This window comes from uncultured Fibrella sp., from assembly GCF_964250085.1.
GTDB lineage: Bacteria > Bacteroidota > Bacteroidia > Cytophagales > Spirosomataceae > Fibrella.
Genome location: NZ_CAXUEC010000004.1, coordinates 135,478 through 154,991, shown reverse-complemented (window position 1 = coordinate 154,991; position 19,514 = coordinate 135,478). Strand labels below are relative to the sequence as shown.

Annotated in this window: 18 protein-coding genes; 7 read left to right on the top strand and 11 right to left on the bottom strand. The window is 52.3% G+C overall.

Annotated features, from left to right (window positions below):
• Positions 1 to 133: 133 nt before the first annotated feature.
• The 5 genes from ACFE8Q_RS14305 to ACFE8Q_RS14285 form a co-directional block, all read right to left on the bottom strand.
• The gene (locus ACFE8Q_RS14305) at positions 134 to 1,111 is read right to left on the bottom strand and encodes an aldo/keto reductase (protein WP_375446092.1); all 978 of its coding nucleotides are present in this window, start codon (positions 1,109 to 1,111) and stop codon (positions 134 to 136) included.
• Positions 1,112 to 1,183: 72 nt separating this feature from the next.
• The gene (locus ACFE8Q_RS14300) at positions 1,184 to 2,440 is read right to left on the bottom strand and encodes a DUF2264 domain-containing protein (RefSeq protein ID WP_375446091.1); all 1,257 of its coding nucleotides are present in this window, start codon (positions 2,438 to 2,440) and stop codon (positions 1,184 to 1,186) included.
• Positions 2,441 to 2,650: 210 nt separating this feature from the next.
• Complete coding sequence (locus ACFE8Q_RS14295) at positions 2,651 to 3,949, bottom strand: MFS transporter (protein ID WP_375446090.1); 1,299 nt, start codon at positions 3,947 to 3,949, stop codon at positions 2,651 to 2,653.
• Between the two features lie 14 nt (positions 3,950 to 3,963).
• On the bottom strand, positions 3,964 to 4,185 hold the full coding sequence (locus tag ACFE8Q_RS14290; protein ID WP_375446089.1) for a hypothetical protein: 222 nt from the start codon (positions 4,183 to 4,185) through the stop codon (positions 3,964 to 3,966).
• Between the two features lie 33 nt (positions 4,186 to 4,218).
• Positions 4,219 to 4,809, bottom strand: a complete 591-nt coding sequence (locus tag ACFE8Q_RS14285; protein WP_375446088.1) for a TetR/AcrR family transcriptional regulator — start codon at positions 4,807 to 4,809, stop codon at positions 4,219 to 4,221.
• A gap of 204 nt (positions 4,810 to 5,013) precedes the next feature.
• On the opposite strand from ACFE8Q_RS14285, the gene ACFE8Q_RS14280 reads away from it, so the two are divergent.
• Positions 5,014 to 6,129, top strand: a complete 1,116-nt coding sequence (locus ACFE8Q_RS14280; protein ID WP_375446087.1) for a bile acid:sodium symporter family protein — start codon at positions 5,014 to 5,016, stop codon at positions 6,127 to 6,129.
• A gap of 46 nt (positions 6,130 to 6,175) precedes the next feature.
• Here the strand turns inward: ACFE8Q_RS14280 and ACFE8Q_RS14275 are convergent, their stop codons facing one another.
• From ACFE8Q_RS14275 to ACFE8Q_RS14260, 4 genes are all read right to left on the bottom strand, one after another.
• Complete coding sequence (locus ACFE8Q_RS14275; RefSeq protein WP_375446086.1) at positions 6,176 to 6,439, bottom strand: hypothetical protein; 264 nt, start codon at positions 6,437 to 6,439, stop codon at positions 6,176 to 6,178.
• Between the two features lie 156 nt (positions 6,440 to 6,595).
• Positions 6,596 to 8,950 carry a hypothetical protein gene (locus tag ACFE8Q_RS14270; protein WP_375446085.1) on the bottom strand — a complete coding sequence of 785 codons (2,355 nt, stop codon included), beginning with the start codon at positions 8,948 to 8,950 and terminating at the stop codon, positions 6,596 to 6,598.
• Positions 8,951 to 9,516: 566 nt separating this feature from the next.
• A complete protein-coding gene (locus ACFE8Q_RS14265; protein WP_375446084.1) occupies positions 9,517 to 10,716 on the bottom strand; it encodes a glycerate kinase in 1,200 nt (399 codons plus the stop codon).
• The gene (locus ACFE8Q_RS14260) at positions 10,655 to 11,695 is read right to left on the bottom strand and encodes a family 43 glycosylhydrolase (RefSeq protein WP_375446083.1); all 1,041 of its coding nucleotides are present in this window, start codon (positions 11,693 to 11,695) and stop codon (positions 10,655 to 10,657) included. Before ACFE8Q_RS14260 ends, ACFE8Q_RS14265 begins: the two co-directional genes overlap by 62 nt.
• A 169-nt stretch (positions 11,696 to 11,864) precedes the next feature.
• Between ACFE8Q_RS14260 and ACFE8Q_RS14255 the strand changes: the two genes are divergently transcribed.
• A complete protein-coding gene (locus ACFE8Q_RS14255) occupies positions 11,865 to 12,557 on the top strand; it encodes a murein L,D-transpeptidase catalytic domain family protein (protein WP_375446082.1) in 693 nt (230 codons plus the stop codon).
• Between the two features lie 112 nt (positions 12,558 to 12,669).
• Positions 12,670 to 13,371: a murein L,D-transpeptidase catalytic domain family protein gene (locus tag ACFE8Q_RS14250; protein WP_375446081.1), complete on the top strand. Its 702-nt coding sequence runs from the start codon at positions 12,670 to 12,672 to the stop codon at positions 13,369 to 13,371.
• 7 nt (positions 13,372 to 13,378) lie between these two features.
• Here ACFE8Q_RS14250 and ACFE8Q_RS14245 read toward each other — a convergent pair whose 3' ends face one another.
• Together ACFE8Q_RS14245 and ACFE8Q_RS14240 are read right to left on the bottom strand one after the other, a co-directional pair.
• On the bottom strand, positions 13,379 to 14,554 hold the full coding sequence (locus ACFE8Q_RS14245; protein WP_375446080.1) for a L,D-transpeptidase family protein: 1,176 nt from the start codon (positions 14,552 to 14,554) through the stop codon (positions 13,379 to 13,381).
• 67 nt (positions 14,555 to 14,621) lie between these two features.
• On the bottom strand, positions 14,622 to 15,212 hold the full coding sequence (locus tag ACFE8Q_RS14240; protein WP_375446079.1) for a DUF6962 family protein: 591 nt from the start codon (positions 15,210 to 15,212) through the stop codon (positions 14,622 to 14,624).
• 92 nt (positions 15,213 to 15,304) lie between these two features.
• On the opposite strand from ACFE8Q_RS14240, the gene sucD reads away from it, so the two are divergent.
• From sucD to ACFE8Q_RS14220, 4 genes are all read left to right on the top strand, one after another.
• On the top strand, positions 15,305 to 16,180 hold the full coding sequence (gene sucD, locus ACFE8Q_RS14235) for a succinate--CoA ligase subunit alpha (RefSeq protein ID WP_375446078.1): 876 nt from the start codon (positions 15,305 to 15,307) through the stop codon (positions 16,178 to 16,180).
• A gap of 54 nt (positions 16,181 to 16,234) precedes the next feature.
• Entirely contained in the window at positions 16,235 to 17,440 is a 1,206-nt protein-coding gene (locus tag ACFE8Q_RS14230) for a DUF4271 domain-containing protein (protein ID WP_375446077.1), read from the top strand.
• A 75-nt stretch (positions 17,441 to 17,515) separates the two neighbouring features.
• Positions 17,516 to 18,301 carry a uroporphyrinogen-III synthase gene (locus ACFE8Q_RS14225; protein ID WP_375446076.1) on the top strand — a complete coding sequence of 262 codons (786 nt, stop codon included), beginning with the start codon at positions 17,516 to 17,518 and terminating at the stop codon, positions 18,299 to 18,301.
• Positions 18,302 to 18,435: 134 nt separating this feature from the next.
• Entirely contained in the window at positions 18,436 to 19,398 is a 963-nt protein-coding gene (locus ACFE8Q_RS14220) for a type IX secretion system membrane protein PorP/SprF (RefSeq protein WP_375446075.1), read from the top strand.
• Positions 19,399 to 19,514 lie beyond the last annotated feature (116 nt).

Below are 19,514 nucleotides of genomic sequence, written 5' to 3'. Positions count from 1 at the left end.
AATGTAAGAATTTATTGCACATGTTTTATAAGACTGTAAGCGGGTAACTTACTTACTGATGGCAAAACCCGGACCGCGATACTGGTTTAACCCACTATTTTACCAATAACTAATCTGTGAGACGTACCTGCTCTTAAATCCCCGCTACCGGATGCGGCTGATAGGCGGCTTCCAGTTGCTTGATTTCATCAATTGTCAGCGTTACGTCGAGCGCGCCAACGGCGTCTTCCAGATGGCCGGGTTTGCTGGCTCCGATGATGGGCGCCGTGATAACGGGTTTAGAAAACAGCCAGGCCAGGGCAATCTGAGTAGGAGGGACACCCCGCGCTTCGCCTAGTTTGGTGACCAGATCGGCAATGGCGAAATCGTCATCGCGGGTGTAGAGCGATTTACCGAAGGCATCGGTTTTGGCCCGCTCGGTTTCATTCCGCTTCCTGCTTCGCTTGCCCGTGAGTAATCCCCGGGCCAGCGGCGACCAGGGAATAACGGCGATGTTCTGATCCTGGCAGAAAGGCAGCATTTCGCGCTCTTCTTCCCGATACACCAGGTTATACTGCGGCTGCATCGACGCAAAGCGCGTCCAGCCGTGCCGGTCGGCGGTATATTGCGCTTTGGCAAATTGCCAGGCATACATAGACGACGCCCCGATGTAACGCGCCTTGCCAGCTTTCACCACATCATGTAGTGCTTCCATTGTTTCCTCAATGGGCGTGTTAGCATCCCAGCGGTGAATCTGGTAGAGGTCAACGTAATCCGTGCCGAGTCGTTTCAGGCTGGCGTCGATGGCGCTCATGATGTGCTTCCGCGACAGCCCTTTGGCGTTGGGGCCAGGTCCCATCGGGTTGAATACTTTGGTCGCCAGTACGATTTCATCGCGGGTAGCAAAGTCACGCAACGCCCGGCCGACCACCTCTTCACTGGCTCCCGCCGTGTAGACGTCGGCCGTATCGAAAAAGTTAATGCCCATGTCGAGGGCTTTCTGGATGAACGGGCGGCTTTGTTCTTCGTCAAGTGCCCAGGGCCAACGCTCTGTTGGGCGGCCATAGGTCATGCAACCCAGGCAAAGTTTAGAGACCATCAGGCCGGTGTTGCCAAATCGAACGTATTTCATATAATCGTTTTTACATTGTAACACGGACTTCAGTCCGTTTTTGTTTAGCAAAAAAACGGACTGAAGTCCGTGTTACGCTTTTATGGCGTGGTCGGCTTTGACGTCCTGGCCGGACCAGATTTTTTTGGCGGTCCAGTCTTCGGCGGGGGCGGTCCAGAAGGCATTGTCGGCGGGAAGGCCCAGGGGTAGAAACGCTTCCGAACACAAATACAGACTACCGGTAGAAATATAGGTTTCGCCGATGGCCGGTTGATGACCGCACAAGCCGATCTGTAGCCAACCTTTGGCGTCGAACGTACCTGGGGCATCCATCGTGCGGTGAATAACGGCGGTCAACGCACTACGTACCTGAGCGGCTGTCAATTCGGGCGGCAACTGATTATGCAGGGCTATCTGGGCCAGCAACTGAAAAGCCCCGCACCGGTAAGCCAGCGACCGGCCAAAGGCAGCAAATGAGCCGTCGGGACCAATCAGTCGTTCCTGAATGAGGGCATATCGCTGCGCACGAACCAACAACGAATCGTACAGCGACTGTTCCGCTTTTCTGGCCGTCACCAATGCCTGAACCACGTCGAGCAACATCGGCTGAATCACGTAGCTGTTGTAATAATCCCAGTGAAAGTCGGGGCCATCGCCGTAGGCTCCGTCGCCTTTATACCAGTTTTGGTGTTGTTTGATGGCATAATCCATCCGCATTTCGTCGCCTTCGCCGGTGAATGTTAATAGTGCCGCCTCGATCATGGCACTGAATAACAGCCAGTTGCTATAGCCCGGCTTAATACTCCGGCTCGATTTGAAAGCGGCCACCAACCGGGTCTGTGTTTCTTTATCCAGTTGGTGCCAAAGCTGGTTCGGGGCCCGCAACAGGGCATGCGCCAGAAACGCCGCATCGACCAGTGGTTGCCCGCCCCGCGTAAAATTCAGGTAATCGGGCGATTGTGGATTTACACCGTTTGTTATGGCTTGCCGGGCCAGTGTCGCATAGGTCTGCTGTTGGGCTTTCTCGGCACCCAACGCTGCATGTTCCAGCCAGGGAGCCAGTCCCGCCAGCGTACGGCCGAGGGCTTCCAGGTACGTTACGTTCCGCCGCCCTGCTTCCTGACCGGGTGCCGCTTCAACCGGCATAGTGGCTTTTAGTTGACCTTTCGCGAGCGCAGTCAATACCGGATCGGCTACTTTCAGGAGCGTCTGAAGCCAGTAAGTCCGGTCAGTTTCGGCTAGCAGTGGTACAACCGGGGTTGTAAGCGATTTGGTTTGAGCTGCCTGAAGCGGGGCAACAGAAGCGAGAGGAAGTGCCGAAAACAGGCGAGTGAAGTGGCGTCGGTTCATACAGTAGTCAGGCGGGTGGCTGTGAGCACAGTGGTAGCCCGCAAGCATGTAAGCAGTTTACGGGCTTAACATAATCATGTCAGCGCGTGTAACTAGCTTGATACCGACGATAAGCAAACTACTCCAGCGTAAGCAACCTGCAACGTGGCAGCAATTCACCATACTAACTACGCGAAACCAGTCTGCTGGCTATCTGCTCTATAACTCGCCTTATTCCAGCGAAGCAATTGTTTGACTGGCAGCTAGTTGCGTGTCAATGGCTGTTGCCGCCGGTGATGACTCTTTCACCCGTTGGTTAACGAGTACATAGATACGGTAGACGAAGAAAATACAGGCAATGAAAGCCGCCGAAACAACGTACCCAAGCACCTTGTAATTCGCCAGCGGCCCATCATGACCGTTCTGCGTAACAATCATACCCGCCCCAACGGCGGCTACTCCACCCGCCATTTGTTGCAGCGAAGCCGTGATGCTCATGTATGCACCCCGGTCTTTCATATCGGGTAGGCCGGTGCTGAGAATATTGGCGGGAATCATCCGGCTCATGATGCCCATGAACATGATCACGTTGATCACCATCACCTCCCAGACCGGAACGGGCGGTAGGCTGGTGTAAATAAGCACCATCACAATGGCCAGCAACGACCCGCCCGTAAACAGCCAGAACTTGTCGATTCGGTCGCTCAGCCGCCCCACAATAGGCATGATAATGATGGACGACAGGCCGGTGACCAGAAAAATCATGGGTAACTGGGCTTGCGTCAAGTGAATGTTATTGATCAGATAAGCGCTGCCAAATGGCATCAGCATGAAGCCGCCAATGGATAGGAAAGCAACCGCCAGAAATCCGGTCTGGTAGGTTTTGTTGGATAGCGCATGCCACAAATGCTGAAACGCATTATCGGTCGATTGAAGGGCTAGGTGCTTGTCGACAGGCTTCATTTTCAGCAAAACGGCTACTCCGATCAGAATGGCCAGTAGCACGATCATAAGAAAGACGGCATGCCAGCCCCACAGATTGGCAAAATAAAGCCCGATAGGAATGCCCAGTACCTGACTGGCCGCAAAGGCCATCTGGATGAACCCCATCACGCGGCCGCGCTGGTTGATGGCGAATAGATCGGCCACGATGGCCATCGAAATTGACCCGATAACGCCGCCAAACAAACCGGTTATGATCCGGGCCGCCAGCAGCATCTCGAAACTGTTGGCCACGGCGCAAAACAACGTACCTGCAATAAAACCGACGTAGAAAAACAGCAGGAGCGTTTTGCGGTCATATTTATCGGCAAAACCAGCCGCCAGAATACCCGACGCCCCCGCGCTGAAGGCATACGAGGAAACAACCAGCCCAAAGTTGGACGGTGTCATGTTGAGGGTTTTCATCAAAATATCGCCCAGTGGCGAGAGCACCATGAAATCGAGAATGACGGTGAACTGGAGTAGGGCCAGCACGGCGATCAGGAATTTCTGGTAAGCAGTAAAAGCAAGTACAGGTTGTTGTTCCATCGTAATTGTTGTGTTTAGTCCAGTTCAGCACAATCGTAGCCGTGCCGGCTGATCAGGTGAATAATTGTTGCGGGCGTCAGGGTAGCCGAGATAACGCGCAAAACACAATCGACATCCTGAAGGTCGATGGTCCACGTTTGTATCTCGGCCTGCGCATCCAATGTTGCCTTAACGCAATCGGGCAACGTTTGAAGAGAGGTCTTGAAAACCAGGATATGAGCTAATGGAACCGTCATAAAATCAGGCCGTTAATGCACTGAGTGAATAAGTTAAGGCTTCAGGGCTTTCAAAACCATCTGAAGAGCGTCTTCCATAACGTGGTCGGAAAACTGAAACGGGTTACCACCCAGCCCCTGCCCCTGGCTATGAAAGCGAAGCAACGTGTATAAAGGCCCATAGGCCACACTCCAGAATACTTCAGGCGTTACCTGTTTCAACTCGCCGTTATCGATTGCGTTGCGAAGAAACAGCGACATCACCTCCTTGAATGTCTTTACCGTCTCTCTGAGAATGGTGTCGCCAAACGGCGAGAACCGGATCATCTCATGATAAGCCACTTCGTTTGGGTACGTTAGCGAGAAGCGGGCTCTGTTTTGCCACTGTATTCTGAGCCCGTCGGCAAAAGACATGTTGGGCGAAAAGTCACTGAACGTAGAGGCCAGAAAGTTTTGCGAAATCTCCGCGCCTATCTTCTGTATCAGGTCGTCCTTATCCTGATAATAGATGTAGAGCGTCGCCACGGAAATACCGCAGTCTTTCGCCAGCTTGTTCATGCTGAACCCGTCAAATCCGTGCTTGACAAGCATATCAATCGCTTTGTTCTTGACCAGCAGTTCTTTATCCGTATTCCTCGTTCGCATACCATCGAGCTTCGCTACAAAACTAAACAAGCAATATAAATAAGCGTTCACTCATTTATAAATTTCATCAATCCTTAACACTACATGGTTTTGCAGCGGCTTATGCGAACAGGATCGAAGCAATAAATTCGCAGCGAATCAGCGGTTTATAGAGTAATAGATAGCGGGGAGATTACTTTTTAACAGAACTATTCCTCGAACAACATGACTATTTATAAGGTGATCCTGAGTCTGGCAGCACTTTGCCTGCTCGTCGCGCTCTATTTTGGGCTTACAGGTTCGCTCGATCAGGCCGGACCGTTTCTAATCACTTTTTTCCTGGCCCTGGCAGTTGGCTTTAGGGGCTATGACCAATGGAAAGGGTTTTCCTACACCGTTGTCATCTTCGCTTCGGTCACGATGGCCCTGTATTATCCATCTTACTTTGTCGAGGTTAACGGCTACAAGCTATCCGGCCTGATCACACCGCTGATCCAACTAATCATGTTCGGCATGGGTACGTCCATGAGCGCGCAGGATTTTGTTGGCGTCGTGAAAATGCCCAAAGGTGTATTCATTGGCGTGTTCAGCCACTTTTTGATCATGCCACTGCTGGGTTTTACCCTGGCCAACCTGAGCGGCTTACAGCCCGAGATTGCCGCCGGTATCGTGCTCATCGGTTGTTCGCCCAACGGTATGGCGTCGAACGTAATTTCTTACCTTGCCAAAGCTAATCTGGCCCTTTCCATCACCATAACGGCCATTTCAACCACGATCTCTCCGTTTGTCACGCCCCTGTTGATGAAGCTGCTGGCCGGTGCTTTCGTTGAAATAGACATGCTGCATATGATGTGGGACATTGTCAAGATGGTGATTCTGCCTATCGGTGCCGGGTTGCTGTTCAACAAGTTTCTGAGCGGAAAAGCAAAATGGCTCGACGACGCCATGCCGCTGGTTTCCATGTTCGGCATCGCGTTTATTATTGTCGTAATAACGGCCGCTGGTCGGGCCAGTCTGCTCACAATCGGCCCCACGCTGATTGGCCTGGTGTTGATTCATAACCTGTGTGGCTACATCCTTGGCTACTGGTCGGCCCGCCTGTTCCGCATGAATGAACGCGACTGCCGCACCATTGCCATCGAGGTAGGGATGCAAAATGGTGGCCTTGCCTCTGGTATTGCCAAAGAAATGGGTAAGATGGCTACTGTCGGACTGGCCCCCGCCATTTTTGGTCCGCTGATGAACATAACTGGTTCCATGCTGGCGTCGTGGTGGCATCGCAAGCCTGTATCCGATGAGATCATCACCCCGGGAATTGTGGCTAAAGCGGTGAATGGTTGATTGGTTATTGCTGCCGCGTGGCCCGTCGACCAATAACCAATTAACCTTAATCTTTCCGAATGATCAGGTTGGCTGGCGGTTGCCAGACTCCGTCTTGCCAGGTAAATTCAAACGATTCGAGTGAAATCCCCCACATCGACCATTTGCCAGCGTTGATCGTCTGGCTCACGTTCTGCCGGTACTGCATGGCCGTTATTGGCATTGAAATGGCCTTTTGTTCTGCTGTTCCTGAAGTGGGTAAACTGGAAACCGCCATGTTATAAGCGTCTTTACTGACAATGTATTCGGTATGTGAATCCTGGCGAGCCATGATGGTAATTTGTTTAGGACTAAACCCGAAGGTCAGTGATAGTGTTAGTGGGCCGTTGTTTTCCCGGCAAGTAAGCACTAAAAAATTCGCCCTGAACAGCCCTCTATTAAATTGGAGCCATTCAGGGCGGAAGCAATCAAGACGCGTAATGTACTGTTAGCGAAGCCGCACAATGCTAACTGGTGAGCAGACTTTCGGTGGGCAGGTTGGGCAGTCGGTCGGTGGCGTTATGGCGCGGGTAATCGAGCAATTCGTTATCGCATCGCGAATCACTACCGAGAAACTACCGGTGTTCCCTTCAATTGTTCTGGCCGTTCCGTAAGCAAATGGCCCTACTTCAGCACCTGTGCCTACCGTGAGGAAGTAGTTTGTGCCAGCACCAGAGGTGGTTGGGTTAACTACGAAGTTATACGTATTGCTGCCGGTTGGTCCGCAGACAGCGACGAGTGCCGCCTGAACAGGGAGCGGATTCACAACAACCGTGAAGGTTGTTACATCTGAACAGCCAGCCGCGCTTGTTGCCGAAACGCTATACACGGTCGTTACGTTGGGCGTCACCGTCAGCGTTGTTCCTGTTGTTCCGTCGTTCCATACGTACGTTGCGCCAGCAATGACGTTGCTAACCGATAGAACGCTGCTGGTTCCTGCGCAGACAACCGACGCACTGGCGACGATGACAGCCGTTGGCAGCGGATCGACGATGATAATGACTGGGCAGCAGTTACCCGAGGCGCAACCCGTATTGCCTACGGCCGTATAGGTATAGTTACCGGTAAGTGATGCCGAGAACGTAGCGGTTGTTGCCACAGATGTAGTTGTGCCGTTGAACGTTCGGAACCATTCTACACCCGACGAGAACGTGGCGGGGGCTGTCAACTGCAATCGTTCACCCTCGCATAGACGAACGGGTACGCTTACGCAGGCACTGGCAATGTCATCTTCGGCCGTGTTGCCGTTGCCCGGCGTTGAGTTCGGGTCTGTCTCGTTACTGCGAATTACTTCCGCCACGTTTGAACTGACGCCTTCGACGTTTACTGTGGCCGTCACAATGAGGCTTACGGATGTGGTTGGCCCTGCCAGTGCGCTACCAATGGTCCAGCGGCCGGTGACGGGGTCGTACACGGTACCCGGCGAAACGGTATGCGAGACGTACGTTAAGCCGGCAGGCAGCGTATCCCGCACCACAACGCCCGTGGCATCATACTGCGCTGTACGGGATGCTACAACCGTGAAAGTGACTGAGCTGCCAACGGTGGCGGTCGCGCTGCTGACCGATTTGGTGACCGATAGATTGGCTATATTCTGGTCGCAACCATCGGGAGTGCCGTCGCCATCAGAATCGAGCAGATCGTTACCGGCTGGGCAGCGGTCCATGCAGTTGGCAATACCGTCATTGTCGCTATCGGCTACTACATAGGCATTATATACGCGTAGATCCACAGCCACGCTCACACCCGTTAGTGAAATGCGGATGCTGTTGAATGGCTGTGCTGCCTTAAAGCCAACCTGGAAGGGGGTAGTAGCACCTAATACACCGGCGGTTAACAGCGAGGTGCCACTGAATGACTCAACAGGGCTATTATTCAGGTACGTCTGCACCGTAATTCCTCCCAGCACATTAAGGTTGATCAGTCCGTTTCCGTTGGCAATAACGAAGCCTGCTTCATAACCTGCCGGGTATGTGGTTGATGAACGTACCTGAATGTAACGGGTACATTGCAGTCCGATAAGCGCAGAAATCGTGGCGTAGTTGGTGGTTGAATCGCTATCGATCACGTTGGCTGTATTCGTAATGCCGCCCAATGCGCAACCGCCAAGGACCAGCGCTGTTTGGCCACTGGTTACCGTTGCCGATTCGCCGGGGGTAAGCAGCGCATTGACGCAACTCTGGCGGCAGTTGGCCGGGCCTTCAAAGGCATTGTAGACATCGACTGCGTTGCCTGCCGTAACCACACCCGTGTAAACCAGTTCAACCTCGTCGAAATCCTGTGTCGTTACAAAGCTCAGGATTTGCTTTCCCTGCCCACTGGCGTTCAGCGCATTGGCCTTCAACAGGCCACCGCCACTGGAAAAGGTAGCCGTTTGTGCCAGAGTACCCGAACGGTAGGTGTTAATAGTGAACTGATTCAATAAAGAAGCGTCGATCAGGCCAAGTAGCCCATTCTGACGAAATCGAATCACAAAACCGACTTCATTGCCGCCGGGATAATACTGGAGCGAATCGCGCACCGAAATCCGGTAGCCACCAGCGGCGGATACGCCCAGATCTATTGTCGAAAAATTGGCCAGGTTACCATCTGCCACTGCGGTTGTGCTGCTGCCAGAGCAGGCTACGCAAATACCCGATGTACGGGCACTATTGATATATGGCCCGCGACCGGGGCCCACGATGGGGTCCATACAGACCTGATTATTCTCGCGTGTTTGCGGTGTCGCTTGTCCGATAGCCACGGACATGGTGAGGACCAAAGAAACCAGCAGGCCGGTCACTTTGAGTAGAAGATTTGTCATAATTGAGAAGGAAGTTGTAAAAATGTTGAGATGATGATCTCACGGTTGAGTAGCGGTAGAAGCAATTCGCTTCCTGAACGTTAGCGCATAGCGATGCCAGCCAAGCCCATTGAGAGGGCTTACGAAAAAAGTTCTGAACCGGTAAACTAGAGAGGGATATTACTTGAAGGCAGAAACTGCACGACGGAAGGAGAGCGACATTTTCCTGTTGATTTTGAGTAAATCAGAAGTTACTATATGATCACAATCGCTGCCTGTACAAATTGTATACCAAATCTGTGGGTTGGCGTCTTGTACCTACAATTGTAAGTATAAGTATATAAAAAATTGATTGCTAGATACTTATTTGTTTATTGACTATTTAATTGATAGTCAATGGGTTATAGGTATAAGGTTTCTTCTACGTATCGGGGGGCTCTGGTTTGATTTTTTTTACAAGGTTCACGTGAACAGTGCTCTGGTATTATTATGGATTTATAAAGGCTACTTAGAATTTATTGGTAGATAATATGATCATTCATATTTCATCCGGCACGACTTGTCAGCTAGCTGCTCAAAGAGGCTTGTCAATCGTCATAAGCCATAGCCACGGCCTCACATAGCAAGATGAATGCCTGCCTTCTGGCTTCATTTAGGGTAAAATGAGCAGGTGAGATGGGTATTGCCTGTTGAAGTCCCAACTGCTGGATTTGTGTCGGCGTCAGGTCAAGCCGACCACAGAAAGCAACTACTGGCTTGTTGGCCGCCCGTGCCAGGTCGGCAATACCCCGAATAGCCTTGCCATGCAGGGTTTGCGCGTCTAACTTCCCTTCCCCCGTAATGATCAGGTCGGCTTGTTCAATGGCTTCGCTCAGGCGGGTATACTGCGCTACCACTGCAAAACCGGGTTCTAACCGGGCTCTCAAAAAGACGCGTGCGCCAAAACCTACGCCACCAGCCGCTCCGCTACCCGGCTCCTGAGCGGCTGATAGATTCCATTCGTGTTCAATAAGTGAAGCAAGGTGGCGTAGGCCGTCATCTAGTTTTCGCTGGTCCTGTACGTTTGCTCCCTTCTGAGCCGCGTACACATAGGCTGCGCCCGTTGGTCCATACAGCGGATTTGTAACATCGCAGGCTACCCGGATACGTACCTGATGCAAGGCGGGAAGTACGTTGCTCCGGTCGATGCGGGCAATGCGTACCAGATTGTTACCAATCGGTAGCACAGGTACGTCGTGTGCGTCGAAAAACTGGAAGCCCAGGGCCGTTGCAATGCCAATACCGGCGTCGTTGGTCGCGCTGCCACCAATGCAGAGTACGATTTCCGTAACCCCGGTTTCCAGCGCATCGAGAATGAGTTTGCCACTTCCAAATGTGCTGGTATTGAGTGGGTTGCGTTCGTTTGGGGCCAGTAAATTCAGACCCGATGCTTCGGCGAGTTCAACAAAAGCCGTTTGCCCGTCGCCCGAAACGCCATACCGGGCCGTAACCGGGCGCCCCAGCGGATCGGCCACGGTGCAGGACCTGATCGTTCCCTGAGTTGCCTTCGTCAGCAGATCGGCGGTGCCCTCGCCACCATCGGCGATGGGCTGACTGGCCACCGTCCAGTCGGGATGGTGGCGGTGTAACCCCATTTTTATGGCGTCTGCTGCTTGTTGGGCCGTCAGCGATCCTCTGAATTTATCGGGAATGACCAGAACATGCATGCCAGGAAGGGTTTTCGGATTATTGGGCTGGTGCAGGCGTGGGTACTTTGGGAATGGGCCGACCGAAGTTGGGCGAGCCATCGGCGTTCCAGCTAAACGTTTGAATATGAGGTGCCCGCTTATTGCCGCAACCGTCGTTGGCACCGGGATTAGCGTGGTAGATCATCCAGTTTTGCCCTTTCGCGTCTTCGAAAAAACCACCGTGCCCCGGCGCATACACTCCATTTTCGGCCGATTCGGTGAAAACAGGCTGTGGCGATTTGGTCCAGTTGCCGGGCTTCAACAAACTACCTTTGCCGCGATAGGTGAGCAGGCCAAGGCAGTAATCGAGCCAGCAGGCGTTGGCCGAAAAAGCGATGAATAACTGGCCGTTATGCTGCAGGGCTTCCGGCCCCTCGTTGACGTATATTTTGGGCACTTCGCCATTTTTCTGCCAGGCCGCAGGTACGTCGCCATGCTTCTCCCAGTCGAACTGGGGGGATGAAATTTTGGCGCGCTTTCCCTTTTTCAACGTCCACGGATTGGTCATTTCGCTAATGAATATATCCTGTTGCCCATTCCTTCGCCCGTCCCATCCCGACCAGATGGCATACCGCTTACCCCGAAAATCGAACACCGACATGTCGATGGCCCAGTGGTCGTTGCGGTCACCGATTTTACCCCGTACTACCCATTCGCCCGTAAATGGGTCGGCGGCACTGTTTTCAAGTACCCAAACGCGGTGGCTGATGTTGGTAGCCGAGTCGGCCGAGAAGTAGACATACCATTTGTTATCGAAGAAGTGAATTTCGGGGGCCCATAACTCTCTTGAGTAGCCCGTTTTGGCCGGTGGATTAAAGATGACTTTCCGTTCGGCCGTGCTGAGGTCGGCCAGATGTTGGGTGCGCCAGAGAGTCAGGTTACTGCCTGTGGTGTTCATATAATAATACCAGCCTCCTTTCTGCAACACCCAGGGGTCGGGGCCCGATGGCTTGATGGGATTGGTAAACGTTGTGGACTGGGCCAGCAGTGCCGCGCCGGTCAAACACCAGAACAGCAAAATAAGAAGACTGTTTTTCATGAGTAAAGAAGTGAACAACATGTAACACGGACTTCAGTCGGGGACGCCTAGTCCGTTTTTCAGACAGTAAAAACGGACTAGGCGTCCCCGACTGAAGTCCGTGTTACGTTAGCAATATGCTATAAATTGCAAGTCGGGCTTTTCTTACTACTCGTTTACCTTTGCCGTCATGAAATACATTACCTGCTTGTTTTGTATATGGCTAACTGGTTGCACATCGCTGGAGACGAAGACGACTGCCAAGACAGAGGTGGTGCAGCCTGTTAAACTGGTAACCAGCCCGTTGTACGATTCGCTGGGTCTGGATTCGCTGGGGCTAAACCCGGCGGTGTTTGATCTGGCCTGGCGGGGCATGCAACTGGTGCCCAGAAAAAAGCCTTTTCTGCTGATTGCCGACATGACTCAACCCTCGTCGGCGAAGCGGCTATATGTGCTCGACCTGGCGAAGAAGACGGTTTTACTACGTACCTACGTTGCCCACGGCCGTAAGTCGGGCGGGCTGATGGCTACGCAATTTTCGAATCAGACCAACTCTAATCAGACCAGCCTCGGATTCTACCGGGTTATGGGCCGCTACCACGGTAAACATGGTCTGTCGCTAAAATTGAAAGGGCTTGAAAAGGGGTTCAACGACAATGTATTTGCCCGTAATATTGTGCTGCACGGTGCTGATTACGTGTGCGAAGACACCGTCAGACTGACCGGGCAACTAGGGCATAGTGAAGGGTGCCCGGCTATTCCGAATGCCAGCACAAAACTGATTCTCGAGAAGGTGGAAGGCGGGGCGTGCCTATTTGTCTACTACCCCGATCCAACGTACCTGGCGGCATCGTCATTCGTAAACGCACGCCAGACCAACTGAGCGTGGGCGCTGAAAATCCGGTTAAAAGAACGTACCTGAATCGATTTAGTGAATCAAAATAGTAGACTATCCGTTTTCTGAGGACCGAGACCTAAACAAGCCCCGTGTCTGCATGAAACAAGCCTTGATCGTTGCTTTCTCGTTACTGTCTATTACCCTGCCGGGATCAGAAAAGACCATGAGTCCCGCAGAAAAGCCGCCCAAAACCGTTTCCGCTAGTCTTCCTGCTCCGTCTACGTTTCAACTACTCTATGATGAGTTGAATCTGGCTGCCTCCGGCTTGAACCGCGATGCTTACACCATCGCGTTGCGGGGCATGCAGCACATCGTGGGGGCTAAACCCCTGCTGTCGATCGTTGACATGAGCCAGCCATCGAGCAAAAAACGGCTGTATGTTATCGATTTAGTGAAGCGTAAACTGCTGTTCAATACCTACGTAGCCCACGGCCGCAACTCGGGCGAACTACAGGCAAAACGCTTCTCCAACACAAACTCGTCGTTTCAGTCTAGCCTCGGTTTCTACAAAACGCTGGGCCTGTATCAGGGGAAACACGGTCTGTCTATGCAGTTGCAGGGCCTGGAAAAGGGCATAAACGACAACGCCTTTTCGCGGGCTATTGTCATGCACGGTGCCGATTATGTGTGTGAAGATGTTATCCGTCGCACCGGTCGGCTGGGGCGTAGTCAGGGTTGCCCCGCCGTGTCGACCACCGAGTGTTCGCCCATTGTGCGCACTATTTCGGGCGGCTCCTGCCTGTTTATTTATTACCCCGACGATACGTACCTGAAAAAGTCGATGTTCGTAAAAGCTTAAATCAGACTTACAGCTTCGCCACTTTTTCCGGCTTTTTGCCGTATACGTCTTTGTAGTAGACGAGTTGCCCCTGTTCGTCAATATCGGCCAGGTTATAGGTGACGAAAAGCGGGTAGGGTTTGGGTAGTTTGAACGTCGATGGCGTCTGGTCGGTCAGGCAGCGGTTATAAAAACCTTCATCGAATTTAGGCGCGCCCAGCACGAAGTTGGCCAGTTCAACCGGCTTCTCAACGCGCACACAGCCGTGGCTCCGCCAGTGGTCGGTTGTTTTATCAAACAGTTCGCGGGCGTTGGTATCGTGCAGATAAATGGCCGGTGGTCCATTCAGCACAAACTTGATCAGACCCAGGGAGTTATTGCAGCCTGACCGTTGCCGGAACCGGTACGGGAAATTCGACGCTGATACGCTCGCCCAGTCAATGGATTCCGGGTCTACGGGTTTATCACGCTTATCCAGCACATCCATATTCTGGCTGTCCAAAAAGCTTGGGTTCGCCTGTACTTTGGGCACAATTTCTTTCAGCGCAATGCCCGCAGGTACGTTCCAGTAGGGGTAGGCCACTACCTCCGTGATGTAGCAGTTGAAGCGGGGCGTTGCTTTGGCGGCTTTCCCAACGATCACGTCCATTGGCAGTTCGCGTTGGCCGCTTTTATCGAAAACGGCCAACCGGGCGGCCGGGATGTTCACGACGACGAACTTCTCGGTGTCAAACCGATTCAAATACCGGTAAAAATTCAGCGTCTGTCTGATTTCCTGAATCTGCGTGGGCGACGCCGTTTTCCTGACTTCGTTGTATTTCGCCAGCAGCGCCTTATACGGGCCGAAACGAGCGGCCTCCGCTTTGAGGGCGGCACTGATGTCTTTGGCGCGAATCAAGTTGCCGATCACCGCCGTATCGACTTTCTCCGTCAGCTTAACAAACGATTGGTCGGTCGGGGCGTGGCCATACTTGATCTCCGTGATCAGCTTTTCGAGCGTGGCGCGCGATTCGACCGGGTTTGCCTGGGGCAATGCCGTGGCAACTTGCGTGGTGTCGATACCTACCGAGTCGGCAAAGTGGCGCGTGACCTGTAGCTGCCGACCAATTTCGTTGGTGTGATCGTCCTTTTTACAACTTGATAAGGCGGCTGAAACGGCGAGAAAAGCGCCAACGGTGCGTAGCAGTGAGGTGCGTTGAGTCATACTATAAAGACGAACGATGTCGATAAAATGTTATCATTCGACAAGCAACGGCCCAATGCCAGGTACGTTACAAGGCTTGATCCCGTTTACGCATGGCGTACCAAAAACAGACCAGCGCCAGCGCAATCAGGTAGTGATACGCATCGAGGGGGTGCAGGGGCAGCACCACGTTTTGCACCTTTGTAGCGAAGGCCATGAGCATGACTGCCACGACGATCCAGACCGCCCAGTGTTGTTTTCGCAGGAGGGCCAGCACGGCCAGCAGCATCACAAGGAGGATACCCAGGGCGGCCACGACGGGCGCAAAAACGGCCACTTCGGGCAGGTAGAGCAGAATGAACAGGATCATGCCAATGCCAAGCGAAACCCCGAAACTTACGGGAGAGAGCCGTCGATCGAGCACCGTAGCATAAGTTGCCACCACCACGGCGACCACACCCAGGCTGCCCGCCAGCACCGTCAGCGAACTGTGGAGCGGTTCCAGGGCCGTGAGGCCGGCGAAGGTAATCACGCCCGCTAAAGCTGCCAGAGAGATGGTTAAAAAAAAGAAGCCCCAAAGAAGGCGAGCGTAAAAAGAAACCCGTCCGAATGCCGTGCTGAATACCCAGACACCCGTTGCGGCCAGTACCGCGTCGGAGATCATATGCGAAAGAATCATTGCGGAAGATACCGTTTTTCGGTCTACTTTTGCGCCATTATCTGCAATATAGACGTCAACGCACGAGGCACCGCCTACGACCCACGAACAGCATGAGCGTATTAGTAAACAAGCACTCGAAAGTGATAGTGCAGGGCTTCACCGGCTCTGAAGGGAGTTTCCACGCCCAGCAAATGATTGACTATGGTACAGACCTGGTCGGAGGAGTTACACCCGGAAAAGGAGGTCAGACCCACCTTGGCAAGCCTGTGTTCAATACGGTCTACGAAGCCGTGTTGACTGCTGGTGCCGATACGTCGATTATTTTTGTACCGCCCGCTTTTGCCGCCGATGCCATTATGGAAGCCGCCGATGCCGGTATCAAGGTGATCATCTGCATCACGGAAGGGATTCCGACCGAAGACATGGTGGCCGTGAAGGCGTATTTGAAAGGAAAAGAAACCCGCCTGATCGGTCCTAACTGTCCGGGTGTTATGACGGCCGGTGAGTGTAAAGTAGGCATCATGCCTGCGTTCATCTTTCAGAAAGGGAAAGTCGGTATCGTATCAAAATCAGGTACGTTGACCTACGAAGCGGTTGACCAACTTACTAAAGCTGGCCTTGGCCAGACAACGGCGATCGGTATTGGTGGGGACCCAATTATTGGCACCACAACCAAAGAGGCTGTTGAACTGCTAATGAACGACCCCGAAACGGAAGCCATCGTGATGATTGGCGAGATCGGAGGAGGTATGGAAGCCGAAGCAGCCCGCTGGATCAAAGCAGACGGCAATCGTAAGCCCGTAGTTGGCTTTATTGCTGGCCAGACTGCGCCGAAAGGTCGCCGGATGGGCCACGCAGGGGCTATTGTGGGTGGTGCTGACGACACGGCTGCTGCTAAAATGGCCATCATGCGTGAGTGTGGTATCCACGTAGTGGAATCACCTGCTATGATTGGTGATACGATGCTTAAAGCACTGGGATTATAATAGATAGAGCGAAAGGACGAAAGAGTGAAAGAGCGTTTGAGTGGCCTTATTTTGATGACTAACCGGTGTTACAGGGTGGTCATTCGGTTGAGGCTACCGAGGCTACTGGTCACTCTTTCGCTCATTTACTCGTTTACTCATTCGCTTCTAGCACAGGGGCGACAGGATGGAGTGGGGCCAAACCAGGCTTACTTTCCCGTTCATGACTTCCAGCAGGAATTTGTGATTTATGATGAGGCGTTCAAGGCCTACGTGCCCTTCATTGTTGAACAGCATAGTACCGAAAATGCACTGAGCGCTTCAGTAGACATCGAGAGCAATCGGCATTACAAATTACTCATCGCCAGTAAACAGGAAGGCTTCTTATTTATAGACGCCGCCTTACGACAAAAGTGCCCGGCTGGCCAGTGGCTTGTACTGGACATTGATAGCTTATATCGCTTATATCGGAGACCGCGCCTCTTCCTAACGCTTTACGGCCCCCCTTCGCCCGGCAACTGGCAGCTATTTATTGGCTATCCGCGTGCCGCCGCCAGCCAGACAATCCGGCTCAACGATGATTTATTGAGCGTTCGGCCCAGGAATATATCACCATACGGTAACTTCTTTAGCGTTGGTCTACTTTTTCTGCTGGCTGCTCATGCGTTCTTATACACGTTTTTCCGGCGCGCTTTTCTGCTTTTCTACAATCCTGTCAATCTATTCAGGCTTGCTTCGCCCGACGAGTCGTTCATCATCAACAGGCCGCTAAGCCGAACGTCGATGGCCTTCACGCTAAACCTCAGCCTGGTACTGGCCTTTTTGTTTATGTATGTTCAGCACCGAAATGTGTTTCTGTTCGGGTCGGGAGGCTTGCTTCCTCAGCAACAGACATTCTTTTGGTTGCTAATGAGTTATGTCATACTAAGTCTGGTAATCTTTCTGCTACTTATTGGTAAATACCTGTTGATTGCGGCCGTAGGAAGCCTGTATAAATTTGATGCCCTGGTAAACCTGCATTACTTCAAAGTGCTCCAGGCTTCGCTCTTGTTTACCACGGCATTAGCTATGCTGGTGGCGGCAATCAGTCCGTATGTTTCTTTTATAGAAACTCCGGTGAGTTATGTACTTATACCGTTTATAAGTTTCTATCTGGGGCGGCTGGCCTGGCTGTATCTGACCTTTGTGCGGCTGATGCCGGTCAAAAATCTCTATTTATTTTCCTACCTTTGCATCGTGGAATTAATCCCGCTTGTTGTCGGTATCCGGTTTGCCGTTTAACAGACGTGGTCTTTTCTTCAGCGAGCCAACCCACACCGTGCAGCCGCCGGAATGCGTAACATAGAGGTAGATTCAATGAGCCATACCAACACACAGCCCACCGAGGAACGTCAGACGAAAGTCAGCCATGTGTTAGTGACCCAATCCAAGCCCGCCGACGATAAATCTCCTTACTTCGATCTGGCTGATAAGTACAACATTACCATCGACTTTCGGCCATTCATCCAGATACAGGGTGTATCGTATAAGGAGTTTCGTAAGCAGAAGATCAATATTCTGGAGCATACGGCAATCATTTTCACCAGCCGAAATGCTATCGATCACTTCTTTCGTATCTGTCTGGAAGCACGTATCGACGTACCTGCCGACATGAAATACTTCTGTATTTCGGAGCAGACAGCCAATTACCTTCAGAAGTACATTGTCATCAGGAAACGGAAGATATTTTCGGGCACTAAAACGGCACGCGAACTTTTTGATCTGATCAGGAAGCATAAAACAGAGAAATTCCTGTTTCCCTGCTCGAACATCCGAAGCAACGATATTCCCGATTTCATGGATACCGGTGGTTTGCACCTGTCAGAAGCGGTGATGTATGAAACGGTAGCCACCGACCTGTCGGATCTGGATGTTACTAATTTCGATTTAATTGCCTTCTTTAGTCCGTCGGGTGTGTCTTCGCTGATGACAAACTTCCCTGACTTTAAACAGAACGGCATTCGATTGGCGGCATTTGGCCCTACCACCGCCAAGGCAATCATGGAAGCTGGCCTGACACTCGACATCGAAGCGCCCCTGCCCAATGCACCCTCAATGACAGGTGCCCTGGACCTGTACATTCGGAAAGCTAACAATATATAGGCCTTACACGTTAGAGAAAGGTCGATGCCCGCATAAAAAGCAGGTATCGACCTTTTTTTCGGTCAATATTTTGTGTTTACGGGCGTTAATCAGGTAATTGACCAGGGTAATGACCGCCCGGATTTTCTTCGTCTATGCTTCGCAAACTCTACGTGTCTATTGGTGGCTGGCTGCTCGCGCTTACTGCGTTCGGACAGCAGGACCCTCAGTTTAGTTTTTTTCCGTTCGCGCCAACCTTCTACAATCCGGCTGCGGCTGGTTCTGAAGGGCTTACGCGGGTACAGCTCATCTACCGAACGCAGTGGGCGGGCTACCAGACGTCGGGCGGAGCGGGTGGCGCACCAACAACGCAACTGCTGACGGCCAACCTTCCGCTTACCCGGCTGAACAGTGGCGTGGGTATTTACGCCTTCAACGATGCCATTGGCCCGCAAAGCAACCAATCCGTACAGGTAGCCTACGCATATCGGCTACCGCTGAAATCAGGTACGTTGTCAGTTGGCCTTCAGGGGGGCGTTTACAACAAATCGATCGATTACAGCGATGTCATTGTTCGTGACCCCGGCGATCCGCTCATTGGTACCGGCAAGGTTTCTCAAGTACAACCAGACGTTAGTGCAGGCATTCATTACAATACCGTCGATTACTGGGTGGGTGTCAGCTTATTTCACCTCAATGCCGCCAGTTACAAACTTGGCACGGCAACGGGCATTAATCCGCTGTCGCGAACGGCATATCTGTCGGCCGGGTATCGGTTGGGAGTAAGCTATGCACTGGACATACAACCGTCTATTTTATACAAGTACAGTACAGAGCCAGGGCCACAGGCTTCGTCGCTGGATCTGAATATCCTGGGTACGTATAATAATCAGTATTTTGGTGGGGTTGCCTACCGCACCGGGGATGCGGTCACGGTCATGGCTGGTACAAACCTGTTAGCCAATAACGCCCTGCGTTTGGGCTTATCTTATGATTTCACCATTGCTGGCGTAACGGCCAAACGGCCGGGGTCATATGAAGTACTGTTAAGCTATGCGCTGCCCGCTCCGAACACGAATAAAAAACCCATTATTCGCACGCCCCGATTCCGATACTAACCTCACTTTTTCGTCGTTTTGAGACAAACCGGTAGGTAAAGTCGTCAAATTGGCGTTATTGTTGTTAGGCTGTTTGGGGCCACGCGTTTAATTTTGACTGTTTCGCTCATTCTAGC

Coding starts and splice junctions, on each gene's coding strand:
- ACFE8Q_RS14255 (WP_375446082.1), top strand. CDS start 11,865: ATGAAATACATTACCTGCTTGTTTTGTATATGGCTAACTGGTTGCACA.
- sucD (WP_375446078.1), top strand. CDS start 15,305: ATGAGCGTATTAGTAAACAAGCACTCGAAAGTGATAGTGCAGGGCTTC.
- ACFE8Q_RS14280 (WP_375446087.1), top strand. CDS start 5,014: ATGACTATTTATAAGGTGATCCTGAGTCTGGCAGCACTTTGCCTGCTC.
- ACFE8Q_RS14300 (WP_375446091.1), bottom strand. CDS start 2,440: ATGAACCGACGCCACTTCACTCGCCTGTTTTCGGCACTTCCTCTCGCT.
- ACFE8Q_RS14270 (WP_375446085.1), bottom strand. CDS start 8,950: ATGACAAATCTTCTACTCAAAGTGACCGGCCTGCTGGTTTCTTTGGTC.
- ACFE8Q_RS14305 (WP_375446092.1), bottom strand. CDS start 1,111: ATGAAATACGTTCGATTTGGCAACACCGGCCTGATGGTCTCTAAACTT.
- ACFE8Q_RS14290 (WP_375446089.1), bottom strand. CDS start 4,185: ATGACGGTTCCATTAGCTCATATCCTGGTTTTCAAGACCTCTCTTCAA.
- ACFE8Q_RS14240 (WP_375446079.1), bottom strand. CDS start 15,212: ATGATTCTTTCGCATATGATCTCCGACGCGGTACTGGCCGCAACGGGT.
- ACFE8Q_RS14285 (WP_375446088.1), bottom strand. CDS start 4,809: ATGCGAACGAGGAATACGGATAAAGAACTGCTGGTCAAGAACAAAGCG.
- ACFE8Q_RS14265 (WP_375446084.1), bottom strand. CDS start 10,716: ATGGCTCGCCCAACTTCGGTCGGCCCATTCCCAAAGTACCCACGCCTG.
- ACFE8Q_RS14245 (WP_375446080.1), bottom strand. CDS start 14,554: ATGACTCAACGCACCTCACTGCTACGCACCGTTGGCGCTTTTCTCGCC.
- ACFE8Q_RS14295 (WP_375446090.1), bottom strand. CDS start 3,949: ATGGAACAACAACCTGTACTTGCTTTTACTGCTTACCAGAAATTCCTG.
- ACFE8Q_RS14225 (WP_375446076.1), top strand. CDS start 17,516: ATGAGCCATACCAACACACAGCCCACCGAGGAACGTCAGACGAAAGTC.
- ACFE8Q_RS14260 (WP_375446083.1), bottom strand. CDS start 11,695: ATGAAAAACAGTCTTCTTATTTTGCTGTTCTGGTGTTTGACCGGCGCG.
- ACFE8Q_RS14250 (WP_375446081.1), top strand. CDS start 12,670: ATGAAACAAGCCTTGATCGTTGCTTTCTCGTTACTGTCTATTACCCTG.
- ACFE8Q_RS14220 (WP_375446075.1), top strand. CDS start 18,436: ATGCTTCGCAAACTCTACGTGTCTATTGGTGGCTGGCTGCTCGCGCTT.
- ACFE8Q_RS14230 (WP_375446077.1), top strand. CDS start 16,235: ATGACTAACCGGTGTTACAGGGTGGTCATTCGGTTGAGGCTACCGAGG.
- ACFE8Q_RS14275 (WP_375446086.1), bottom strand. CDS start 6,439: ATGGCTCGCCAGGATTCACATACCGAATACATTGTCAGTAAAGACGCT.